Raw genomic sequence first — 22,740 nt, 5'->3', positions numbered from 1 at the left:
TCGAAACGAGCCCCATGCTGCAATTAATCGGAGAATTTCCGCTTATTTTCCTTCCGTTTGTTACTCATCACAACAAAAAGGTTGCGGACATCCCACGTAAGGGACTATCCGCAACCTATAACAGAGAAACCACTCTTTAACTAAAAGTCAATTCCTTATTCGCTATATTATTCACATGATGCCTCCCAATCGGCACCACCGAAGGAGAACCCGAAACCGGATCTTCCACAACAGTACAATTCAGCCCAAAAATATCCTCAATCAATTCACTTGTAATAACCTCTTTTGGTGCACCCTCTGCAACGAGCTTGCCTTTATGAAGAGCAAAAATATGATCTGCATAACGTGCCGACAGGTTGATATCATGAAGAACCATAACAATCGTTGTTCCATATTTTTGGTTAAGGTCTGTTAGCAGGTCGAGAATTTCGACTTGATAGGTGATGTCTAAGTAGGTTGTTGGCTCATCAAGAAACAGGATGTCTGTTTGTTGTGCTAGAGCCATGGCAATCCATACACGCTGTCTTTGACCGCCTGAAAGCTCATCAATATGTCGATCTGCAAATTCAGTGATTTTCATCATTTCCATTGCTTCAGCAACAGCTTCATAATCCTTTTTTGTCCAGCCCTTTAAAAATGACTGATGTGGAAATCTACCTCTTCCAACTAGGTCTGAAACGGTTATTCCCTCAGGAACAATAGGGGATTGTGGAAGTAATCCTACTACACGGGCTAACTGTTTTGATGGAATGCTATGAATTGATTTTCCACCTAAGGTAACTTGGCCAGAAGTAGGTTTAATAAGTCTAGCCATTGTTTTAAGTAGGGTAGACTTACCACAACCATTTGCGCCGATAATAATGCTTATTTTATTGCTTGGAATGCTAATACTTACATCATGTAAAATCGTTTTATTATCGTATCCAGCAGTGATTCCTTCAGCTTGAAAAGCATGTGTCGGTTTCATTATAAATCTCCCTTTCGATTCATTCGGATAAGCAAGTAGATCAAGTATGGTGCTCCAAGTATGCCTGTAATCACACCAACAGGGTATCTAGCAACAAATGCAAATTGTCCTATAAGATCTGATGCTAAAACTAAAATGATGCCAACAAGACCTGCTGGGATCACACCTGAAAATCCAACACCAACTAGTCTTTTTGCGATAGGTCCAGAAAGGAACGCAACAAAGGCGATAGGTCCAGTTGTAGCGGTAGCTAACGAAATAATAAGCACCGAACTGATAATTAGTACAAATCGTGTCTTATTTGTATCAACTCCAAGTGAAGTAGCAGCTTGCTCCCCAAGTTCTAACATATCTAATCGTTTTCCGAACGCGATAATAATGGGGGCAAAGATAAGAACTGTGATCATAAGAGGGTACAGTTCCTCCATTTTAGCTCCATTTAGACTACCACTTAGCCATCTCATTGCAGTTGGAAGATCATGCTGTTGACCAATCAGCAATAAGTAAGATACCACAGCATTTAGCATGGCTTGAATACCAATTCCTATTAATATTAATCTACCAATTGAAAAAGAAGTACCTTTTGATAAGAGAAAAATAGCCATTACTGTAGCAAGTCCACCGATAATAGAAGCAATTGAAACAAAGGTATTACTTGCATGAAGAACGATGATACAAAAAACAGCAGCAGCACTAGAACCAGCTGTTATTCCGATCACATTAGGATTTGCTAGGGGATTACGAAGCATCGTTTGAAAAACATACCCAGCAACACCAAATGCAAATCCAGCAAAAACACCTGCAACCATTCTTGGAAAGCGTATTGTTCCCACTGCAAATGATGCACCTTTTACTTTCTCACCCAGTAGGACACTTATGACATCTGAAACAGGATAAATGGTGTTTCCTAGCATAAGCATTGTGCAGCAAAGTGCAAAGGCAATGAGTGCAAGTAAAGAAGTTACAAGGACAAAACGACGACGTCTTTTTATTCTACCTATCATAATAAGATTCATTGATTCATTCATCATAGTGCACGCATTTTCGCTTTCATAGTTATTAAGATTAAGATAGGAGCCCCAATAAATGCAGTAACAACACCAACTTCAAGCTCACCAGGACTTCCTAAAATTCGACCGAAAACATCTGATATTGTTAGGATAATAGCACCTGAAAGAGCAGACATTGGGATAACATATCGCAAATCAGGACCAATCATGAGTCGAATCACATGTGTTGCTAATAAACCAATAAAGCCAATAGGACCTGCGAGTGCTGTTGCTACACCGCACAATAGTACTCCTCCAAAGGCAGCGATAAGCCTAAGTGTTCCAGTACGTACACCTAATCCAGTAGCAGCTTCATCACCTAATGCTAATGCATTTAGTGCTGGAGCAGTAAAGATGGCTATTAGGATTCCAAAAATAAGAAAAGGAATAAAAAGAGAGATTGAGCTCCAATTTCCTGCACCGACACTACCAACCTGCCAAAATCTAAATTGATCCATAACGTTTGAGCGAGGAATCATAATGGCCATTACAAGAGAGGATAATGCAGCACTTGTAGCAGCACCTGCTAAAACGAGTTTAAGGGGCGTGGCTCCGCCACTCCCCATTGAACCAATTCCGAATACAAAAATGGCAGTTAGAATTGCTCCTGCTAATGCAAGCCAAATGTATTGACTAGCACTACTAATATTTAAAAAAGAAATTCCACAAACGACGAATAGTGCTGCCCCTGTGTTAACTCCCAGTATGCTAGGGTCTGCAATAGGATTACGAGTAACCGATTGCATAAGAGCACCAGAAACTCCTAATGCAGCACCACACATAAAACTAAATACTGTTCTAGCAATTCTTTGGCGAACAACATTGGCTCCATGCGAATCCACATCAGGATGGAATAGGCCATCAATTAGCTCATTCCATCCAACTATGCGAGATCCAAAGGCAAGAGAAGCCAATACACATATACCGAGTAAAACGATAGAAAGTATAAGTACTTTTATAAAATTTTTCGGTATAAGTAACTGCTTATTTTCTGAAACGGATGTATGATCCATTTTATTTCACTTTGCTTACAGCTTCTGAGAGTAATGTTAAATACTCATCAATTGAGTACTCAATTGAAAGCGGGCTTGGAGTACCTGCTGCTGCAAGTGGAGTGTTATCTCCAATAATCACAACAGAGCCTCTCTCTATTGCTGGGACTTTTCCAAGGATTGGATCAGCCTGTAGAGCTGCAAGTGTATTTTCATCACCATATGATACTAAAATTTCAGCATCGTTAAGCATGTCGGCATTTTCAGCACTTACTTCTATATAGAAACTATTAGGATCAGTTATTTGACTTGTAATACTTTCAGGATATTCCATTCCTAGCTCAGTAAGGAATGCACCACGTGGATCTCCTGGTGAGTAGATGTAGAACTTAGATAAATCTTCGGCACTAATACTTACAAATGCAGCCTTTTTCCCTTTAATTTCAGCATGTTCACTAGCTTTTTCTTCAATTAATTTTTCTGTGTCAGCAATAAGTTGCTTACCTTCTTTTTCCATTCCCATGCCCATAGCATTGAATGTAACTTGTTCACGCCATGAAGCTACCCAAGGGCTCGTTTGATAGGCAACAACTGGAGCAATTTCACTTAATGTATCATATTCTTCTTGAGTAATACCAGAGTATGCTGCAAGAATAACATCTGGATTAACATCTGCAATTGCTTCAAAATCTAAACCATCAGTATCTTGAAAGATAGTTGGCGTTTCTGCATTAAGTTCTTTTAACTTTTCTGAAGTCCAAGGTAACATACCGCTATCATCTTGAACACCATAGTTTGCAGCTGAGAAACCTACAGGCACAACACCAAGAGCAAGAGCAACATCATGGTTTGACCATGCAATTGTAGCAACGCGTTCAGGTTTTTCTTCAATAGTCGTTTCACCAAATGCGTGTTCAATCACGATTGGATATTCAGCTGTTGCTTCTTCGTTTTCCGTTGATTCTGTATTAGTTTCCTCATTTGATTCTGGTCCAGTATTTTCAGTTGTTTGCTCACCTGAACAACCAACTAGTACAAGCATAAGGATCGCAATTAATAATGTTGAGAGTAATGAAATATTACGTTTAGCCGTCATTTTGTAAACCCTTCCTTAATATAAGTTTATTTGATAATAATTATCATTATCACAAATATATATCCTATTTAAAAGGTTGTCAACAGTTCTTGTGTGGTGCCTGGCACTTCCCGATAAATGTCGAATCATTAAAAAAACAGGTACTGAAAAACATACCTGTCTCTTCGAGTTAATTGCAATAAAGGTTTCTAAAACCTCACAAGCACCTGAACTAAATCCTCAATACTTCCATCTCGTGGACTTCGAGTGTAAACCCATAATTCACCAGACCGAGCAGTCGGTTGCTGATTAAATGTGATTGGCATGGAGAAGGATCCATATGAAGGGGCACCTGCAGTTGTTTGGATCGGTACTTCCTGAGTGACAACTTGATCATTATCATCAACAATACGATAGAGAATGACTCCTTCAAAGGCACGGGCAAATCCTGAAAGTTGCTGACCAGCACGAATGACTGTTCCGGGTAAAGGTTGAAAAACAACAATATTCTTAGACGTTGGAAGCGGGATAATGAGTTGGTATCCCGGATAAATCACATCGGGTGAGATACCTATTCGTTGGCGATTGGCATCAAGTAATGTTGATAAAGATATTCCAAAGCGTTTGGCAATTTTGTTTAATGTATCTCCTTCTTCAACTAAATAAACAAGAGCAGGAACGCGAAGAATTTGATTTTGATAAATAACGTTAGGGTTAATAATTTGTGTATTTATCCCTTGAAGTAAATCTACATTTGTTGAATATCGTTGAGCAATGCTATTAAGTGTTTCACCAGCACTAACAATGTGATTCACCTGTCTATTACCAGGTGTTGAGATAACTAATACCTCTCCAGGAAAGATGAGATATGGATCTGTAACAGGAGGGTAGATCGCATTTGCTTCTACTAGGAGAGGAACAGTTCCTCCAATTCTCGAGGCTATGGAATACACGGTGTCTCCTTGTTTAACCGTATAAACAAGAGAAGTACCATCAACAATAGGCATAACGATCACTCCTATGAATGTTTTGCTATTCATATTTATGATATTCGTTGAATTGATGAAGGATGATCAGTAAAGAAAACTAGTAAAATAAAAGTTCTTCCTGTTACATTACAGGCCTTCGTATATTCTAAAAAATTATTACTTACCAAACCTCTTAAGTGAAAAAATTGAAAGATCAAATGTGCTTTGTCCATTTACAGCTAACTCGCTTAATACTTCTCCCAGTACACTTGCAAATTTAAAACCATGTCCAGAAAAGCCACAAGCAAAAATGATGTGATCATGCTCAGGATGGTGATCGATGATAAAATAATTGTCGCTTGAAAGTGTATATAAACACGTTTTACCTTGATTCAAGGCTCCATTTGCTTCAGGCATGTAGTTTTTAAGGAAAAACCGGAGCTCTTCTTCATCTGTATGATAATGTCCAAAATTCTGAGTATGCTTGTTTGGATCAATTGCTTGTCCACCATCTGATTTGCCAATTTTAAGACCTGTTCCAGCCATGTTTGGAAATCCGTAACACATATTTTCCTTATCCTCTATATAAAAAGACGGGAAGTTACTGATATCATAAAGGTCAGCAGGTGTGTTAAACCAGCCAAAGGCCTTACGAGTTGGCTGAATAGGAAGTACTAAATCAGGCAACAGCTTAGATGCCCATGCACCAGCAGTAACAATGACCTTTTTAGCCCAAAACACCTTATTTTCAGTTATGATTTTAACGAAAGATTTATGATCTGTTTCAATTTGCTGAACAGGAGTATTTGTCTCAAGCTGTGCTCCATGATGAATAGCGATTTCTTTGTAGGCTTGAATAGCATTTTCACTATAAATGAACCCTGATTCTGCTTCAAAGCATCCAATAAAATGTTCTGGAACAGAAAATCCCGGCCACCTTCTCTTCACCTCATTGCTAGTAAGTACCTCTAATGGCAATTCATATTTATTTGCAGCAGCAATTGTTTCCTGTAGAAATGCAGAGTCTTTTGGTCCGAGTCCTATAACACCTGTTTTCTCAAAGATCTTATAGCCAGTTTGTGCTTCTAAATCCTCCCATAATTGTTGAGCACGTTTAACTAAGCTTACATACTGTCTGCCTTCACCATAGGCATGCCGAATCATTCGAGTATCTCCATGGTGGCTTCCACGATTATGCGGCGGGTCAAAGGCATCAATTAACACAGTCTTTACTTGCTGTTGTGCTAAAAAGGCACCAGCTGCCATTCCCATCGTTCCTGCACCGATGATTGCTACGTCAAAAATGTGTTTCTTTTCCAAGCTATGTGCCTCCTATCTCTTTCATCAGTTGTAATGTTACAATGTTTAAAATAATAAAATTTAATAGATTCCTGGACTTTTAAATGGTTAAATTTATAGGAATTCTGCTAAAAATGGGATATTAATAAAAAATTGTTTGACAATAGTCTTAATATTAAATAATATCATACTATACTAAAAACTGAATATCTTATCACGAGAGACTGAGGGACAGGCCCGACGACGTCCAGCAACCATCATTTATGAAAGGTGCTAATTCCTGCAGAGTGTTTCATTCTGAGAGATAAGGTTTAGATAGAAAAAGCCTCTTTCTGATTGAAGGAGGCTTTTTTGTTTGATAAAAGAACCGAGAAGACTAAATTGCTGTATATAATAATTCGAAATTTACATAAAATTTAAAATAATCATTGCAATACCAATTCTATTCGTTATAATAGCACTATTATTCCTATGAATTTAGTGAGAATTAATATTTACATCATAATGAAAAAAGGAGTCAATGAAATGAAAAGAAAATCTCGATTACTTGTACCGATGATTGCACTATTAGGCTTAGCTGGAATAGTAAGTGGTTGTTCATCAAAAGAAACTGCAAAAGAAGAAACAGGTGATAAAGTCATTTTAGTTGGAACACAAAATGATTATCCACCTTTTGCTTTTGCTGATGAGAACAATGAACTTACTGGATATGATATTGACGTAGTGAAGGAAATTGATAAAAAGCTAGATGGTTATACGTTTGAATTTGTTGCTACACCTTGGGATAGTATGTTTCTTGCATTAGAATCAAATAAAATTCAAGCAGTTGCAGATCAAATAGCAAAAACACCAGAACGTGAAGAGAAATACTTATTTACAGATGAATCTTATTTTGCTGCAGAAACCGTCATTGTTGTGAAATCTGGTCGAACAGATATTAAGTCAATAGAAGATTTAGAGGGTAAAAAGGTCGGAGCGTTGGCTGGCGATTCTTATACGCTTTTGCTAGAAGAACATAATAAGAAAGCTGAAAATGACATTATTCTAAAATATAGCGAAAGTGGTACTCCTTCAGAGATTTTACAAGATGTACAAAATGGACGCATTGATGCCTATGTTAATGATCCAATCATGATTAATACGGTTTTGGAAAAATATGATCTTGATGTAGAGATTGTTGGACAGCCTATCGTTCAAGATGATATGGGAATTGTATTTAAAGATGAGAAGCAGGGTGAGGAATTAAAAGCACTGGTCGATCCTGTTATTAAGCAACTGAAAGAAGATGGAACGTTAGCTGAACTTTCGAAAAAGTGGACTGGTGGAGAATATATCCCTGAATAAGGTTGAAGAAGGGAATTCAAAATGGAAAATTTATTAGATATTGGTTTTTTAATAGAAAGCTTTCCTGCTATTGTTGCAAGGTTACCAATTACAATTGGCATTGCGGTAGGCTCATTAATTATAAGTTTATTTATTGGACTTGCCACAGCACTTATAAAAATCTATCAAGTTCCAGTATTAAAGGCAATTTCTTCTTTTTACGTTTCTTTTATTAGAGGTACACCATTGTTGGTGCAGATTTATCTTGTTTTTTATGGTATACCAAAAGTAATTTATTTAATTCAAACGGAATACGGTTTGCTTCAAAATTTTGATGTGAACATTATTGCTCCAGAGATTTATGCATTATTAGCCTTTTCAATTAATTTGGGTGCGTATTTGTCTGAAACGATCAGATCAGCCATTGAATCTGTTGATCGAGGTCAGTTTGAGGCGGCTAAAGCAATAGGGATGAGTTCAACCCAAATGATGCTTAAAATCATCTTCCCGCAGGCCTTAACAGTCGCAATACCTAACTTGGGAAATATGTTCATCAGTACGATTAAGGATACTTCCCTTGTTTTTATTATTGGCGTTATTGATATTATGGGACAAGCCAAAATTATGGGCTCACGCGGACTGGCCTTTTTTGAAGTGTATATAGCTGTTTCGATTATTTACTGGATTTTATGTATCGTTGTTGAGAGATTACTTGTTTTAGTAGAGAAACGTGTCCGGAGATATGAAAGAGGGATTGCCTCATGATTAAATTAGAAAATATCCATAAATACTTTGATCAGCAGCATGTGTTAAAAGGGATTGATCTTTCTATTAACAAAGGAGAAGTTGTTTCTATTTTAGGTCCAAGTGGATCAGGGAAATCAACATTATTACGCTGTATAAATTTCCTTGAAACTCCTACAAGTGGTGTTGTTGAGATTAATGATAAAAGAGTAGATGTTCAATCAGCAGGTAAGGCAGATATTTTGTCACTAAGAACTTCAACAGGAATGGTCTTTCAACAGTATAATTTATTTAAAAATTTAACTGTGCTACAAAATGTCATGATTGGCTTGACCAGTGTGAAGCGCATGAATTCAGTTGAGGCTAGTAAGGTAGGAAAAGATCTTCTTGAAAAGGTTGGCTTGAAAGATCGATTAAATCATTATCCAGCACAGCTTTCAGGAGGACAACAGCAAAGGGTTGGAATTGCTAGAGCGCTAGCATTAAATCCAGAAGTGTTATTGTTTGATGAACCAACCTCCTCTCTCGACCCAGAATTAGTTGATGAAGTTTTATCCGTGATAAAAGCTGTTGCAAATGAAGGAAATACAATGCTGATTGTGACTCATGAGCTTAATTTTGCACGTGAGATCTCTGACCGAGTTGTTTTTATGGAAGATGGAATAATTCTTGAAGAAGGAACGGCAGAACAAATTTTTAGCAATCCTAGCGTTGAAAGAACGAGGAAATTTTTAAGTAAAGTATTAAAGAAGTAATGGTTTGATTCCTTCTTGTAGCTTTACGGTAGGAAGGAAAAGGATGAAATGAACCCGATTGAACAAATTTTAAGGGATTTCCCGATGATGATACTTGATGGAGCTATGGCAACTGAGCTTGAGAATTATGGATGCAACTTAAATGATCGATTATGGTCAGCCAAAATACTATTAGAAAATCCAGAATTAATTAAGCAGGTTCATACAGATTATTTTAAAGCTGGTGCAGATTGTGCCATAACAGCAAGTTACCAAGCCACTGTTGAAGGATATAAAGAAAGAGGTTTATCCGACGAAGAGGCAATTGAGTTAATTAAAAAGTCTGTCCACCTTGCAGCAGAGGCCCGTGATGAGTTTTGGGCAGAGGTTCATCAGCCCTCAAATCGACCAAAGCCGCTAGTGGCTGCTTCTGTTGGGCCATACGGAGCGTTTCTTGCAGATGGCTCCGAATATCGGGGTGATTATCCATTAAATGAAGAAGAATTGGTCGTTTTTCATAGAGAAAGAATGAAAATCTTGGTAGAAGCGGGTGCTGATATCCTTGCTTGTGAAACGATTCCTTGTCTTTTAGAGGCAAAAGCAATCGTTAGAGTTTTAAAGGAATTTCCGGAGATCTATGCTTGGATCAGCTTTAGTGCAAAAGATGAAGTACATATTAGCAATGGAGAGAGCATCGCTGATTGTGCAAAAGAGCTAGATGGGGAAGAGCAAGTAGCTGCCATTGGGATTAATTGTTCATCTCCAAACTTCATTGAAACGTTAATTAAAGAAATAAAGGGAAAAACCTCTAAACCCATTATTGTTTACCCTAATTCAGGCGAGGAATATGATGCAACAAGTAAAACATGGGATAAACCATCTTCTACAAATCAATTTTCCTATAGTACTCAACGTTGGTTTGATGCAGGTGCAAAGATCATAGGTGGTTGCTGTAGAACGAAGCCTGAGGATATAAAGGCAATAACTGCATGGGCAAGAAAATAAATAAAGACTAAACTTAGGAGCATTAGGTTATGAAAAATCTATGCTCCTTTTTAATGAGATAAAGCTAAGATCAGAAGACGGCAATTCTATTCAGTTCAGATTTTGTAACTAAACGGTCTATAGACTACTAATACTTAATGGCAATTTAATAATGAAAGTGGTCCCTTCCCCTTCCTTAGAGGAGAACTCCATTGTTCCATTATGCTGTTCAATAATTCGATAGCACACCATAATTCCTAATCCTGTGCCCTTTTCCTTGGTAGAGTAAAAAGGTTCTCCGAGCTTATGTTGAATATGTGCGGGTATTCCTTTGCCATTGTCTATAATCTTAATAACAGCATGATTGTTTTGAGCGTACACCAGAATATCTACACTACCAGTTGATTCTATTGCTTCTATCCCATTTTTTATAAGGTTAATAAAGACTTGTTTTATTTGTTCCTCATTGCAATGGATGAAGAGGCTTGGTTCCAGATTTGTATAATCAACATGAATACCTCTCATATTAGCTTGAGATGACATCAAGGTACAGACGCTTTTAAGTAATTCACTGATATCTGATCTGATTTTTTTCTCTGAGACAGGTTTTCCAAGCACTAAAAGCTCACTAGCTATTGTTTCAATTCGATCAATTTCACTATCAAGAATCGAATAAATATCTATTTTTGAAAACCCTTCTTTTGCTAACTTTAAAAACCCTTTAATTGCAGTAAGTGGATTACGAATTTCATGTGCAATACTAGCAGCCAGCTCTCCAGCAATACCAAGCTTTTCATTTCTAATTGCTAACTTTTCACTTTCTTTTCTTTCCCTTAAATCTCTAACAATTGTTATGACTGTGTCATTTAAATAATCCTCAAATATAAAAGGAAAGGAAACAAATTCAATGTCCACGGTTAACTGATCTAATTTTATTAATTTTATTTCTGTAGGTAATGCCGTTTTCCCACTTTTTATCTTATTAAATGTATCTTTTATCAGGTTATGACTTGAAATTTCAGTGATTTCCCATATTGACTTACCAACTAACTCAATTAATTCCTGGCCCATTAGCTTTAATCCAGATTTATTAATATGCACAATAACATCCTTTGAGGTAATAAAAACAGAATCTGGCATTTCTTCAATAAAAGCCGTGAAAAGCTTTTGTATATCTTTCAGTCGTGAAATGGAACTTTCTAAATTTTCCTCCATTGCAATAGAAGGTGCTAGCTTTTCCCTCTTATAAAAACCCGAAACAGCCAACTCAGTATCTGACATAATGTATTGATGATGTCTCATAATCTCCATAAGAACTGTCGAAGATATATTAGGATCATAAGCACAGACAGTTAAACATTTTGTTTTATCAATAAAATCATCTGCAGCTCCTTCATATTTATGAAGTTTTTCCATTAAACAACATTGTCCTGGAAGCCACGTTATTTTACCCCAGACACGAATAGGCACTCCGCTATTTACAAGAGGCTCAAGCAAATCCGAAAAATTATCTAACAAGGAGTTTGCATCCATTATTTCCGAAGATTGATAGAATTCATCATTCTCTATGAAAATAATTGAATCTATTTGCTCCTGACTAAATCCTTTGTGAGATAGCTTTTGAACGATTCGTTCGAATGTTTCCCTTTGATCAATAATTACAACTGCTTGTCCAAGGGTTAATCCACTAGAAATAAAAGAAGTTACATTTTCAATGTACTTTTCAGGATCAGAGGGTAGATACAAGATATGTGTTCCATTTGTTATATTAATATTCTTCGTAAAAGCTACTTTTGGATTAAGGATATTTTCAGGATTTACAATTGCCAAAGCAATGCCCCGCTTTCTTGGGAATCTGTTGTAAGATTTTAACTAATTCTAATAGTATCATTTTAGTTTAGTTAAGTGATAGGAGCTGAAGGAAAATAACACCTTTTATTACCTTTTTTAAGTGTTGGTTTTCATAATCCATAAAAAAACTAACGAATTGATTAGATTTATCTTGATTCTAACGTTACGTAAGGTTATATGATTGATACATAAAGGTAATTGGAGGTAATTTCCATGGAGGATAAATATTCCATAGGTGAATTTTCAAAGAAAACAGCAACAACAATTCGCACGTTACACTATTATGATGAACTAGGTCTTTTAAAGCCCTCATATGTTACAGAAAAGGGAAGACGCTATTATACAAATAAAGATTTTGTTACTTTACAAAGAATTCTTACTCTCAAATTTTTAGGTTATTCTTTGGAGCAAATTAAAGAATTTTTCCAAAAAGAAACTTGGGATTTGAAGGATACTCTTTCTTTTCAAAGGAAAGAGATGATTCAAAAGAAGGAACAAATTGAAAATGTGATTAAGGCATTGGATCATGCGCTTCACATAGTAGAAGATCGTAAAGAAATTGAGCCGTCTATCTTTATTACGCTGATCAATACGATTCAAATGGAACATGAGCAGAAAGAGTGGCTAAAAGGTTATATAGATGAAGAATTAGTAAATGAAATATATAGTGTGCCTGAAAGCAAACAGTTGGAATTAGAAAAAAAGTGGGTAGAAATATCAACGGAATTAAAAAAGCTAATTAGTCTAAATCCAGAGGAGAATCAAGTTCAAGAACTGATTGGTGAAATGATGTTGCTTGTGAAAGATTTAACAGGTGATGATCTTGGGTTTGTTCAAGAGATCTCAGAGAAAGAAGTGGAAGATGATACATGGCTGTTTCATTCCCCATTTTCAGCTGAAGAGGAAGAATGGATGGCGAAGGCTTTAGATGTTTATTTAAAAAAGAAAGGTGTGAATGTAAGGAATGAAAACGGAACAAAGAAACCTTCCTAAAGCAGATCATGTTCGGACTTTTTGGCTTTTAATTAAAGAGTCAAAACCACCTGTAAAAATATTATGTGTAGCTGTTATTCTTAGTTTACTCGAGACTGGGGCTGGACTAATTGTCCCTCTATTTACAAAGTCACTGGTGGATCAGCTCTCACAATCAGCCTTAGAATTATCCGTTATCCTTTTGTTGGGTGTTGCTTTTGTTGTGCAAACTGTTTCATCAGGATTTTCCTATTATTTTATGACGTATTTAGGGGAGTCAATTGTCGCATCTATTAGAAAAAGACTTTGGCAGCATGTGCTTCATTCTCCAATTCCTTATTTTGATCAACATGAATCCGGAGATACGATGAGCAGGATTACTCAGGATACAAATACTATTAAAACGTTAATTACGCAGCATTTAATTACCTTTATTACTGGCTTAATTACGATCATTGGATCTGTTGTTATTCTTCTTATAATAGACTGGAAGATGACATTAATCATGCTCATAGCTATTCCAGTTTCTATTGCGATCATCATGCCACTTGGGCAAAAAATGTATAAAGTTTCAAAGCTAACTCAGGATGAGATGGCTGGGTTTTCTGCAAACTTAGGGAGAGTTTTATCAGACATTCGCCTAGTTAAAGCTTTCCAGGCAGAAACTACGGAGCAAACGAAGGGAAATAAACGGATCGATCATTTATTTCAATATGGCTTAAAAGAAGCACGAATTCTTGCGGTTATTACTCCTTTAATGTCTTTTACGATGATGCTTGTTCTCGTTCTATTAATTGGCTATGGCGGTGTTCGCGTCGCATCTGGAGCTTTATCAGCCGGATCTCTTGTTGCGATCATCATTTATATGTTTCAAATTGTCGTCCCCTTTAGTCAAATGGCAGGCTTTTTTACAGCCTTTCAGAAGGCGATGGGAGGAGCTGAGCGAGTTCAGCAGATTTTAGCCTCTAATAAGGAACCAAGTGCTGAACATCTTCATGTAATAAATTCTCCTCAAGATATTCAATTCAAAGAAGTAACCTTTGGATATAAAAAAGACAACTCTATCCTGAACAACATATCACTATCGATTCCTACTGGGAAAACGACAGCATTTGTTGGTCCAAGCGGAAGTGGAAAAACAACCTTATTTGCCTTACTCGAAAGATTTTATCTTCCAAACTCAGGAGAAATCTTATTTGGAAAAACAAATATAAAAGAGTTTAATTTAAAGTCATGGCGTAGTCAATTTAGCTATGTATCTCAGGAAAGCCCATTGATGTCGGGAACGATTCGAGAGAATATTATATACGGAATGGAAAGAGATGTTTCTGAGGAAGAAATGAAGGCAGCAGCAGAGCTTGCCAATGCCTCAGAATTTATTTCCCGTCTTCCAGGAGGCTTTGATACCGAGGTTGGGGAGCGGGGGATCAAGTTATCTGGTGGACAAAGACAACGAATTGCAATTGCTCGAGCTTTAATACGTGATCCAAAGATTCTTTTATTAGATGAAGCAACCTCTAACTTGGACAGTGCCTCAGAGCTCCTTGTCCAAAAAGCTCTTCAGCATTTAATGAAGGGGCGAACAACACTTGTTATTGCACATCGAATCTCAACGGTAGTAGACGCAGATCAAATCGTTGTGTTAGACGGTGGAATCATATCAGGAGTTGGCACACATCATGAGCTAGTTAAACATCATGATTTATATCGAAAACTAGCAAAGCAGCAGCTTCAGGATGGAGAAGTAGGGAACCATACGATTAAATCTTCCATTGTAACGTAATAGATGTAAAAACCGCATCATAATAAAGGGTTCTGTTTGGAATTACAAAGTAAGGATTAACATTGCTTTTCGTATAGTCATTAGCACTAGGGTTAAAAACAATTTAGCAAGTAAACAGCAAGAAAAAATGCTTGGAGACAAGCGTTTTTATACCAAGATAAGCAACCGATTAAGCAATCTTCAAATCTTCAAGAATCCCCAGGAAATAAGCTACTAATAAGCGGAGAAATTCCTCTTACTGGAGGGAATAACACGAAAAATAGGTTAAATAGGCGGAAGGATTCCGCCTATTTAATCGAAAAAGATGAAAATAGACCATTTTACCTTGCATAAACGGAGAAACTCCGTTTATATTCCCCAAACCGAGTTCCATTCTACAGTCTAAGCGGAAAAACTACGCTTATTTTAAACTATCGTTACTCAATTAAGAATAGGCAAGAATTTGATTAATTTTTAGTAAGAGCCAAACAGCCAGTGAAGTCATGGTGTTACTTTAGACCTATAATTCATTCACTTATTAAATATCTAGATTCATTATTTTTCTATAATTACTTTTACAAATCAATAACCTTATTGTGATTCTTGTAAAGGACTTTGTACGATTTCATACATTATTACAATTAAGTAAAATTTGTATCGTTTGTCAGGTAACAGTAAATATTCCCTGAAAATCTTAGAAAAGAAAATAGGTAGAATTAGTAGAATAGTATCATTGTTAGATATGTAAGCGTTTTATATACTGAGTTGTAAGTACAAATATGTAAGTCTTGGAGGTGTTGTCAGGTTAAATGGGTAGCTTAATTGGTATAACTTGTACGCATGGTTTGTGATGCGGTATATGTCTATACTAAATTTTACACTTACAAATGAATGGTAAGCTTTGTATGGATAACAAAGGAGGAGAAAAAGTGAAAGGCAATCTTAAAAGATTTTTATCTGTGTTTCTATTTTTATTATTAGTGATACCAAGTAGTACCCTCGGATATGAAAAAGAAAGCAATACAGAACCATTAGAATTTAGAAATGCTTCAGTACATGATCCGTCTATCATTAAAGATCCGAAAACGGGTACTTACTACGTGTATGGCTCACATATTGATGCAGCAAAATCAACGGATTTAATCAATTGGGATAATTTTACGAATGGATACACAACCCCTAATAATGCAGTGTATGGGGATTTGTCAGCAAATCTTGAGGAGTCATTTCAATGGGCAGGTGAAAATGATTCAGACAGCCGCGGTGGCTTTGCAGTCTGGGCGCCTGATATTTATTGGAATAAACATTATGTAAATGGAGATGGTTCAAAGGGTGCCTACATGATGTATTATAGTGTGTCTTCCACTTATATTCGATCAGCAATCGGAATAGCCGTATCAAAAGATATTGAAGGTCCATTTGAATATGTTGATACGATTATGTATTCCGGTTTTACCAATGTGGATGCTTATGATCAAAACAGTAATGTAAATAAGCATTGGGAGAATACAAATCTTTCTGATCTTATTAAAGATGGTACCATTGACGAAGTAAATCCAGATTGGTTTACAGAAACTGGTACGTACAATAATAAGCTCTATACGAATGCAATTGATGCCAATATCCTTGAAGGAGAAAATGGCAAGTTATACATGACCTACGGATCTTGGTCTGGTGGGACATTTATTTTGGAATTAGATAAAAAAACAGGCTTGCCAAAGTATCCTGGTAAGGATGGAAAAACAAAAGACGGAAGAATGATTGATCGATATTTTGGTACTAAAATAGCTTCTGGCTATGGAAGGTCTGCTGAAGGAACGTATGCTGTATATGATAAGGAAACAGGCTATTACTACTTATACATCACATATGGCGGCTTAGCGTCAGATGGCGGTTATCAAATGAGACAGTTTAGATCAAAAAATCCAGATGGACCATATGTTGATGCCAAAGGAAATCAAGCTGTTTTTTCTGAATCATTTGATCTGGGAGTAGGAAACTTCCCGGGAAATGATGATCATAAAGATATTGGAAATAAAATGATTGGAAACTTTTTATTTAAAAGAGATCTTGGTGAAGCAGGTACTGGAATCGGTACGGGTTATCTTTCTCCAGGACATAACTCTTATTTAATCGATAAAGAGTTAGGAAAAGAATTTATCGTTACTCATACTCGCTTCCCGCAACAAGGGGAAATGCATGAGGTTCGTGTACATCAAACATTCAAAAATAAAGATAAATGGCCAGTGCCAACACCTTATCGCTATGCTGGAGAAACAATTGAAAAGGTTACTAGACAAGATGTAATTGGTGACTATAAATATATTAATCATGGAAAAGAAATCACTAGTGAATTAACTGAGTCAAGCTGGATTAAATTGAACAAAAATGGCAAGATCACTGGTGCTGTAACAGGAAAATGGAAGCTATATGGTAAGTACAGAGCAGAATTAAAGATCGATGGAGAAGGTACGTATGATGGCGTATTTATCCGTCAATATGATCCTACTTCACAAAGCTGGGTAATGACATTTAGTGCAATGTCTGATGAAGGAGTTGTGATTTGGGGAAGTTATTCCGAGGCTTCTACAGATGAAGAATTAGTTGAAGCGATCAAACAAGAATTAAGCACAAGTTTGCCTACAACAGTTATCAGCAACTTATCACTAGCAACAGAAGCAACAAGAGGAGCAAAAATCACTTGGGAATCGTCTAATCCTGAGGTGATCTCTGCAGATGGAGTCGTAACACGTCCAAGCTCTGATTCTGAAGATGCAATTGTAGATTTAACTGCGACTATCGAATCTGGTGATGCTACAGATACTTTAACGATCTCTGTTACAGTTCTTGCAGAAGAAGAAGGTGGCTTATCCGGTTATTACAATTTTAATGATAATTTGAATGATCAAACAGTTAATAACCGAGATGCATCTATTACTGGAAATCGATTAGATAATCGTGGCGGACAAATTACTTATGCAGAGGGTGTTGCGGGTAAAGCTGCAAAATTTGATGGAAACTCCGGCCTGCGCTTAGGTGATGGGTTAATTACAGGTGATACTTATTCTGTATCCTTGTGGTTAAAGCCTGAGCAAATTACTGAGTTTACGACTTCTTTCTTTGGAGCGGAAACATCAAATAATTGGATTAGTGTTGTTCCAAAAACAAGTTGGGGTAATACAATGGTTTGGGCACACAACGGTGATCAATGGTATGATGCCCCAACAGATACAACCATTCCAGTAGGCGAGTGGAGTCACCTTGCTTTTACTGTTAATGAAGGAAATGCTGTACTTTATATCAATGGAGAAGCAAAATTCTCCGGAGGAAATTTCCCAAATGTATTTAATTCAATAGACGCAGTATTTGGTTTAGGTGTTAACTATTGGGATACTCCTTTTAAAGGGCTCATGGATGAAGTTCGAGTTTATGATGGATTGGCAATTACAGTGGATGAGGTACAATCACTTTATCAAAATCCGGATGGGGTAGTAACTGAATAGAAGCGGAAAAGTAAAAGGAGACTGTAGATAAACTCGAATAATAAACGAGCTTGTCTACAGTCTTTTTAATTTGGCTTGAGGTGAAAAGAGGCTGTTGATTTCCGTTCACAGACATCTTTTCTTGTACTGCCCAATCATAATTCTATGATGATCAACCATAGACTCTTTTCGTTGGGGAGTCTATAATGACTGTTATTCAAGTCTGACAATTGAACTAAGTAATCTCTATATTTTTAATAAATCCATTTTCAATAGAAGTAAGGAGATATCTTATAACAGATTTAGGGGAGATAGCAAATGAATAAAATCTTAAAGTGGTTTGTGGAACCTTACTCCACTACTCTTGTTGAAATGGACTATCTAGCGAATTTGAAAAAAAATACAGTGGAAAGAAAGGAAAGGACGAGAATTCGTGAACTACAAGCCTTTAATGTGATGTTTCTAATGTTAGTTTCGGTATTACTCTTACTTTCTATCTTTCATCTTTTTCTCATATTTTTTTCAGGGTGGTATGCATTTGCACCACTGTTTGTTTCTGTCATTATGATTACACTGGCAAAAATTGTTCAAAAAAAGCGCTATTTTAAACGAAGAGATGCTTATATTAAAAATGATCCGGGCTTGATTAAGAATGATTAACAGAAAATAGCATGATTTGAAATAAATTATGAACAATGGTGTTAAAATAATGGTAGGATTTAAGGATATAGAAAAGGAGGTCATGTAAGTGATCAAAATATCGATTCCATCACCTGATGTTACAATTACGAAACAGGAAAATCCAGAGTTAAGTAATATTTATGGATTTACTGATTTTCACCTTATTACCAGAGATAAAGGTGGAATTTTTATGTTTTACAACGATGATAAGGAATTATTATTCGTAGGTAAAGCTAGGAAGTTACGACAAAGAATTAAAAAACATTTCGAAGATAATGTTTCTCCTATTAAATCACATAGAGAAGAAGTAACGAAGATTAGTGTTTGTTTGGTCGAAGACCCAGTACATAGAGAAATATATGAAACCTATATTATTAATGAACTTAAGGCGAAGTATAACGTAGATAAAGTTTTCTATCGCTAAAAACAAAAAGCCCCTCTTTAACAATTTAACGGGGTTCGGTTTTGGATAAATTAGAAATCACGGGTTATTCGCACTTAAATTAACTGATCATTTGATTAGCGAAAATGCTTGGAACATTGTGTCTCCAAGCATTTTTTACATGATCTTGAACACATAGTTGTGTTTTTTACTAAATTTGAAAAAAATAAACGTAAAAATTACGCTTAAATTGAGGAATACTAACATTCCCTACGAAATAAGGGGAATTTTTCCGTTTATATGAACCAAAACTTTAGATTTAGCCATATATAGAGAATTTTACCGGAATAAATTCGCTTATATCGGCTTCTTAAGTACCAATGATATACCTTAACCGGAATTTCTCCGCCTATCAATTTCTATACCTCCACGACACAAATTAATTTTTTATATACTTATGATCTCTTAGAGGGTTTTTTGTTAAAAAAAGTCGCTTTGCATGATGAATATATGCAAAGCGACTTGAATTAATTTCTAATCAAATAATCAAATGCACCTAAAGCTGCAGTAGCTCCAGATCCCATTGAGATAATGATCTGATTATACGCACTATCCGTACAATCTCCAGCAGCAAACAAACCAGGAACGGTTGTTTCGCCATGCTTATTAACGATGATCTCACCCATGCGATTACGTTCAACGACTCCGTCTAACCAGTCAGTGTTTGGAACAAGACCGATTTGAACGAATACACCTTGTAATTCAACGTGTTTTTCTTCATTGGTATCACGTTCAATATATGTAATACCATTAACACTATCTGTACCAGTGATTTCCTTCGTTTGAACATTTTTCAGTACTGTTACGTTTGGAAGACTGTTCAGGCGATTTTGTAGCACCTCGTCAGCCTTTAGTTCTGGATTAAACTCTAGTACAGTAACATGCTTAACAATACCTGCTAAGTCAATTGCTGCCTCGATACCAGAATTACCACCGCCAATAACAGCTACATGTTTTCCTTCAAACAATGGACCATCACAGTGAGGGCAATAAGCTACACCTTTGTTTTTAAATTCTTGCTCACCAGGTACGCCTACATTACGCCAGCGTGCACCTGTTGATACAATCACACTTTTACTTTTTAGAATAGCGCCATTTTCAAGCTCAAGCTCGAAAAGATCTTTCTTTTCAATGCTTTTAGCGCGTTGAAGATTCATGATATCAACACCATACTCTTTAACATGCTCTTCAAGACTTGCCGCTAGCTTAGGACCTTCAGTGCTTTTTACACTAATAAAGTTCTCAATGCTCATTGTATCAAGAACCTGGCCGCCAAAGCGCTCCGCAACGATACCTGTACGAATACCTTTACGAGCTGCGTAGATTGCCGCACTTGAACCAGCAGGGCCGCCTCCAACAACTAAAACATCATAAGGTTCTTTGTTTTCAAACTCGGAAGCATCAGGGCCTGTACCGATCTTAGCAAGAATCTCCTCAATCGTCATACGACCGCCGCTTAAGAATTCTGCGTTTAGGTAAACGGCAGGAACAGCCATAACGTTTTTACGTTCAACTTCTTCCTTGTAAACTGCACCATCAATCATTGTGTGAGTGATATTAGGATTTAAAACACTCATGATATTTAGAGCTTGTACAACATCAGGACAGTTGTGACAGCTTAAGCTTACGTATGTTTCAAAGTGATGTTCACCAGTAATGCCTTTAATTTGGTCAATCACGCTTTGGTCAACCTTAGGCGCTCTTCCACTAACCTGTAAAAGAGCCAACACTAAAGAAGTGAATTCATGTCCTAAAGGAATACCAGCGAAAGTAACACCAGTATCTTCACCAACACGATTCACACTAAAGCTTGGCGTTCTTGGTAAATCAGCTTTTTCAACAGTAATTTTAGATGACATGGAAGCTAGCTCATTCACTAGCTCCATCATGTCACCTGAAACATTATCATCACCAGCACTAACTTTTAGCACAATATCACTTTCTAGTAGTTGAAGATATTGCTCTAACTGTGCTTTAATCTCTGCATCAAGTACCATTTATTGCACTCCTTACAGCTTTCCAACAAGGTCAAGGCTTGGCTTAAGTGTTTCAGAACCTTCTTGCCATTTCGCTGGGCAAACTTCGCCTGGGTTGTTACGAACATATTGTGCAGCTTTTACTTTGTTGATTAACGTGCTTGCGTCACGACCAATTCCACCTGCATTGATTTCAACAGTTTGGATTACGCCGTCTGGATCAATGATAAAAGTACCACGATCAGCAAGACCTTCTTCTTCGTTTAATACTTCGAATCCACGAGAGATTACTTGAGATGGATCACCGATCATCGCATATTTGATTTTACCGATTTTTTCTGAACTGTCATGCCAGCCTTTGTGAGTGAAGTGAGTATCAGTAGATACAGAGTATACTTCAACACCAAGTGCTTTTAAGTTATCATATTCGTTTTGTAGATCTTCAAGCTCAGTTGGGCATACGAATGTGAAATCTGCTGGGTAGAAGCAGAAGATGCTCCATTGACCTTTTAAATCTTCGTTTGTTACATCGATGAATTCACCATCTTTGAATGCTTTTGCTGCGAAAGGTTTTACTTCAGTACCAATTAATGACATATTATTTTCCTCCTATGTAGTTGAGATAATAGATAACTTAAATATACTATCTATAATCTCTCTAATTTTAAATAAATTATCAAATAAAATTCATTATACGTCAAGGGTAACAGATTGATAATTTATTTAAAAGTGTATTTATAAATTAATAGTATTTTAATTCACCTATATTTTAACTAGTTGTAAAGATATGCTGTAGCTAGCCATTAAGCATTATTTCCATTATTAGAATAAAGTATAATCACCTTTTCTCATTTGAAAGTAACAATTGATACTAGTCTATATTCTATTGAAACTTTTTTTCCATTTTCTACGTATGAAATAGAAACAGAGAAAACTGGGGGAATGAACATGTTCTCAGATATAAATGAGCAACTAATCAAGATTAATGGTGACCTTAGGAAAAAACAAAAATATAAAGTCCAGATTGAGGATTTTCAAAAAGAATTAGAAGCAGTTGAAGGGAAAATCTCTCAATTAAACGATCAATTAAAATCTGATCAAGAAGATGTTAATAAGCTAGAACGAATGAGTTTAACAAACTTATTTGCAACATTATCTGGTACAAAGGATGAGAAACTTTCAAAGGAAAACAAGGAGCTACTAGCTACAAAACATAGGCTAGGTGAGGTATTAAAAACTAAATCGGATATTGATGAATCAATCAATGAAATAAGGAATAAGCTACAACCTCTATCAAATGTGGAGGATGATTACCAGAAACTTTTATTACAAAAAGAAGCTTTAATAAAGAGCAGCGATTCAGCACATGCTGATAAGGTTTTGGAGCTGAGTGAACAGGAAGGAAGTCTTAGAGCTTATATTGATGAGTTAAATGAAGC

The 22,740-nt window shown here is 36.4% G+C and carries 18 protein-coding genes, 1 pseudogene and 1 riboswitch; of the genes and pseudogenes, 10 read left to right on the top strand and 9 right to left on the bottom strand.

All coding sequences use genetic code 11. The features are described from left to right. Nucleotides 1-136: 136 nt before the first annotated feature. The 6 genes from ACEWK1_RS14725 to solA all read right to left on the bottom strand — a co-directional run bounded on the left by ACEWK1_RS14725 (nt 137) and on the right by solA (nt 6,371). Nucleotides 137-967 (bottom strand): ABC transporter ATP-binding protein, encoded by an 831-nt coding sequence (locus ACEWK1_RS14725; protein WP_212135237.1) that lies wholly within the window; start codon nt 965-967, stop codon nt 137-139. Then, a complete protein-coding gene (locus tag ACEWK1_RS14720) occupies nt 967-1,998 on the bottom strand; it encodes a FecCD family ABC transporter permease (protein WP_212135239.1) in 1,032 nt (343 codons plus the stop codon). The genes ACEWK1_RS14725 and ACEWK1_RS14720 overlap by 1 nt, the downstream gene beginning before the upstream one ends. Then, nucleotides 1,995-3,029, bottom strand: a complete 1,035-nt coding sequence (locus ACEWK1_RS14715; RefSeq protein WP_251397097.1) for a FecCD family ABC transporter permease — start codon at nt 3,027-3,029, stop codon at nt 1,995-1,997. Before ACEWK1_RS14715 ends, ACEWK1_RS14720 begins: the two co-directional genes overlap by 4 nt. Before the next feature lies 1 nt (nt 3,030). Next, nucleotides 3,031-4,104, bottom strand: a complete 1,074-nt coding sequence (locus tag ACEWK1_RS14710; RefSeq protein WP_416636444.1) for an iron-siderophore ABC transporter substrate-binding protein — start codon at nt 4,102-4,104, stop codon at nt 3,031-3,033. Between the two features lie 188 nt (nt 4,105-4,292). Beyond that, complete coding sequence (locus tag ACEWK1_RS14705; RefSeq protein ID WP_416636443.1) at nt 4,293-5,090, bottom strand: LysM peptidoglycan-binding domain-containing protein; 798 nt, start codon at nt 5,088-5,090, stop codon at nt 4,293-4,295. 138 nt (nt 5,091-5,228) lie between these two features. Further along, nucleotides 5,229-6,371: an N-methyl-L-tryptophan oxidase gene (gene solA / locus ACEWK1_RS14700; RefSeq protein WP_416636442.1), complete on the bottom strand. Its 1,143-nt coding sequence runs from the start codon at nt 6,369-6,371 to the stop codon at nt 5,229-5,231. Between the two features lie 187 nt (nt 6,372-6,558). Further along, nucleotides 6,559-6,661: riboswitch (SAM riboswitch) on the top strand. A gap of 214 nt (nt 6,662-6,875) precedes the next feature. Between solA and ACEWK1_RS14695 the strand changes: the two genes are divergently transcribed. The 4 genes from ACEWK1_RS14695 to mmuM are packed head-to-tail and all read left to right on the top strand — an operon-like array spanning nt 6,876 to nt 10,156. After that, the gene (locus ACEWK1_RS14695) at nt 6,876-7,694 is read left to right on the top strand and encodes a transporter substrate-binding domain-containing protein (RefSeq protein WP_121664050.1); all 819 of its coding nucleotides are present in this window, start codon (nt 6,876-6,878) and stop codon (nt 7,692-7,694) included. A 21-nt stretch (nt 7,695-7,715) separates the two neighbouring features. After that, the gene (locus ACEWK1_RS14690; RefSeq protein ID WP_416636441.1) at nt 7,716-8,438 is read left to right on the top strand and encodes an amino acid ABC transporter permease; all 723 of its coding nucleotides are present in this window, start codon (nt 7,716-7,718) and stop codon (nt 8,436-8,438) included. Beyond that, nucleotides 8,435-9,172 carry an amino acid ABC transporter ATP-binding protein gene (locus ACEWK1_RS14685; protein ID WP_121664048.1) on the top strand — a complete coding sequence of 246 codons (738 nt, stop codon included), beginning with the start codon at nt 8,435-8,437 and terminating at the stop codon, nt 9,170-9,172. The genes ACEWK1_RS14690 and ACEWK1_RS14685 overlap by 4 nt, the downstream gene beginning before the upstream one ends. A 48-nt stretch (nt 9,173-9,220) precedes the next feature. Further along, nucleotides 9,221-10,156 carry a homocysteine S-methyltransferase gene (mmuM, locus tag ACEWK1_RS14680; protein WP_121664047.1) on the top strand — a complete coding sequence of 312 codons (936 nt, stop codon included), beginning with the start codon at nt 9,221-9,223 and terminating at the stop codon, nt 10,154-10,156. 117 nt (nt 10,157-10,273) lie between these two features. Here the strand turns inward: mmuM and ACEWK1_RS14675 are convergent, their stop codons facing one another. Next, complete coding sequence (locus ACEWK1_RS14675) at nt 10,274-11,965, bottom strand: ATP-binding protein (RefSeq protein ID WP_416636440.1); 1,692 nt, start codon at nt 11,963-11,965, stop codon at nt 10,274-10,276. 234 nt (nt 11,966-12,199) lie between these two features. Here ACEWK1_RS14675 and ACEWK1_RS14670 point away from each other — a divergent pair, with 234 nt between their 5' ends. From ACEWK1_RS14670 to ACEWK1_RS14650, 5 genes are all read left to right on the top strand, one after another. Continuing rightward, a complete protein-coding gene (locus ACEWK1_RS14670) occupies nt 12,200-12,979 on the top strand; it encodes a MerR family transcriptional regulator (RefSeq protein ID WP_416636439.1) in 780 nt (259 codons plus the stop codon). Further along, entirely contained in the window at nt 12,951-14,741 is a 1,791-nt protein-coding gene (locus ACEWK1_RS14665; protein ID WP_416636438.1) for an ABC transporter ATP-binding protein, read from the top strand. The genes ACEWK1_RS14670 and ACEWK1_RS14665 overlap by 29 nt, the downstream gene beginning before the upstream one ends. Nucleotides 14,742-15,649: 908 nt before the next feature. Continuing rightward, complete coding sequence (locus tag ACEWK1_RS14660) at nt 15,650-18,223, top strand: lipocalin-like domain-containing protein (protein WP_416636437.1); 2,574 nt, start codon at nt 15,650-15,652, stop codon at nt 18,221-18,223. 297 nt (nt 18,224-18,520) lie between these two features. Continuing rightward, entirely contained in the window at nt 18,521-18,862 is a 342-nt protein-coding gene (locus ACEWK1_RS14655) for a hypothetical protein (RefSeq protein ID WP_251397076.1), read from the top strand. 88 nt (nt 18,863-18,950) lie between these two features. Further along, a complete protein-coding gene (locus ACEWK1_RS14650; RefSeq protein WP_251397073.1) occupies nt 18,951-19,307 on the top strand; it encodes a nucleotide excision repair endonuclease in 357 nt (118 codons plus the stop codon). 485 nt (nt 19,308-19,792) lie between these two features. On the opposite strand, the gene ahpF is transcribed toward ACEWK1_RS14650, so the two are convergent. After that, the gene (gene ahpF, locus ACEWK1_RS14645; protein WP_212135265.1) at nt 19,793-21,322 is read right to left on the bottom strand and encodes an alkyl hydroperoxide reductase subunit F; all 1,530 of its coding nucleotides are present in this window, start codon (nt 21,320-21,322) and stop codon (nt 19,793-19,795) included. 12 nt (nt 21,323-21,334) lie between these two features. After that, entirely contained in the window at nt 21,335-21,898 is a 564-nt protein-coding gene (ahpC, locus tag ACEWK1_RS14640; RefSeq protein WP_121664039.1) for an alkyl hydroperoxide reductase subunit C, read from the bottom strand. A 351-nt stretch (nt 21,899-22,249) separates the two neighbouring features. Here ahpC and ACEWK1_RS14635 point away from each other — a divergent pair. Beyond that, nucleotides 22,250-22,740 (top strand): annotated as a pseudogene (locus ACEWK1_RS14635) (hypothetical protein); the annotation flags it as partial.

Origin of the sequence: Metabacillus sp. YM-086, from assembly GCF_048059995.1 — a bacterium.
In the GTDB taxonomy this organism is placed as follows: domain Bacteria; phylum Bacillota; class Bacilli; order Bacillales; family Bacillaceae; genus Metabacillus; species Metabacillus litoralis_B.
Note: the sequence above shows the minus strand (reverse complement) of the source record. Positions and strands in the feature narration are given on the sequence as shown.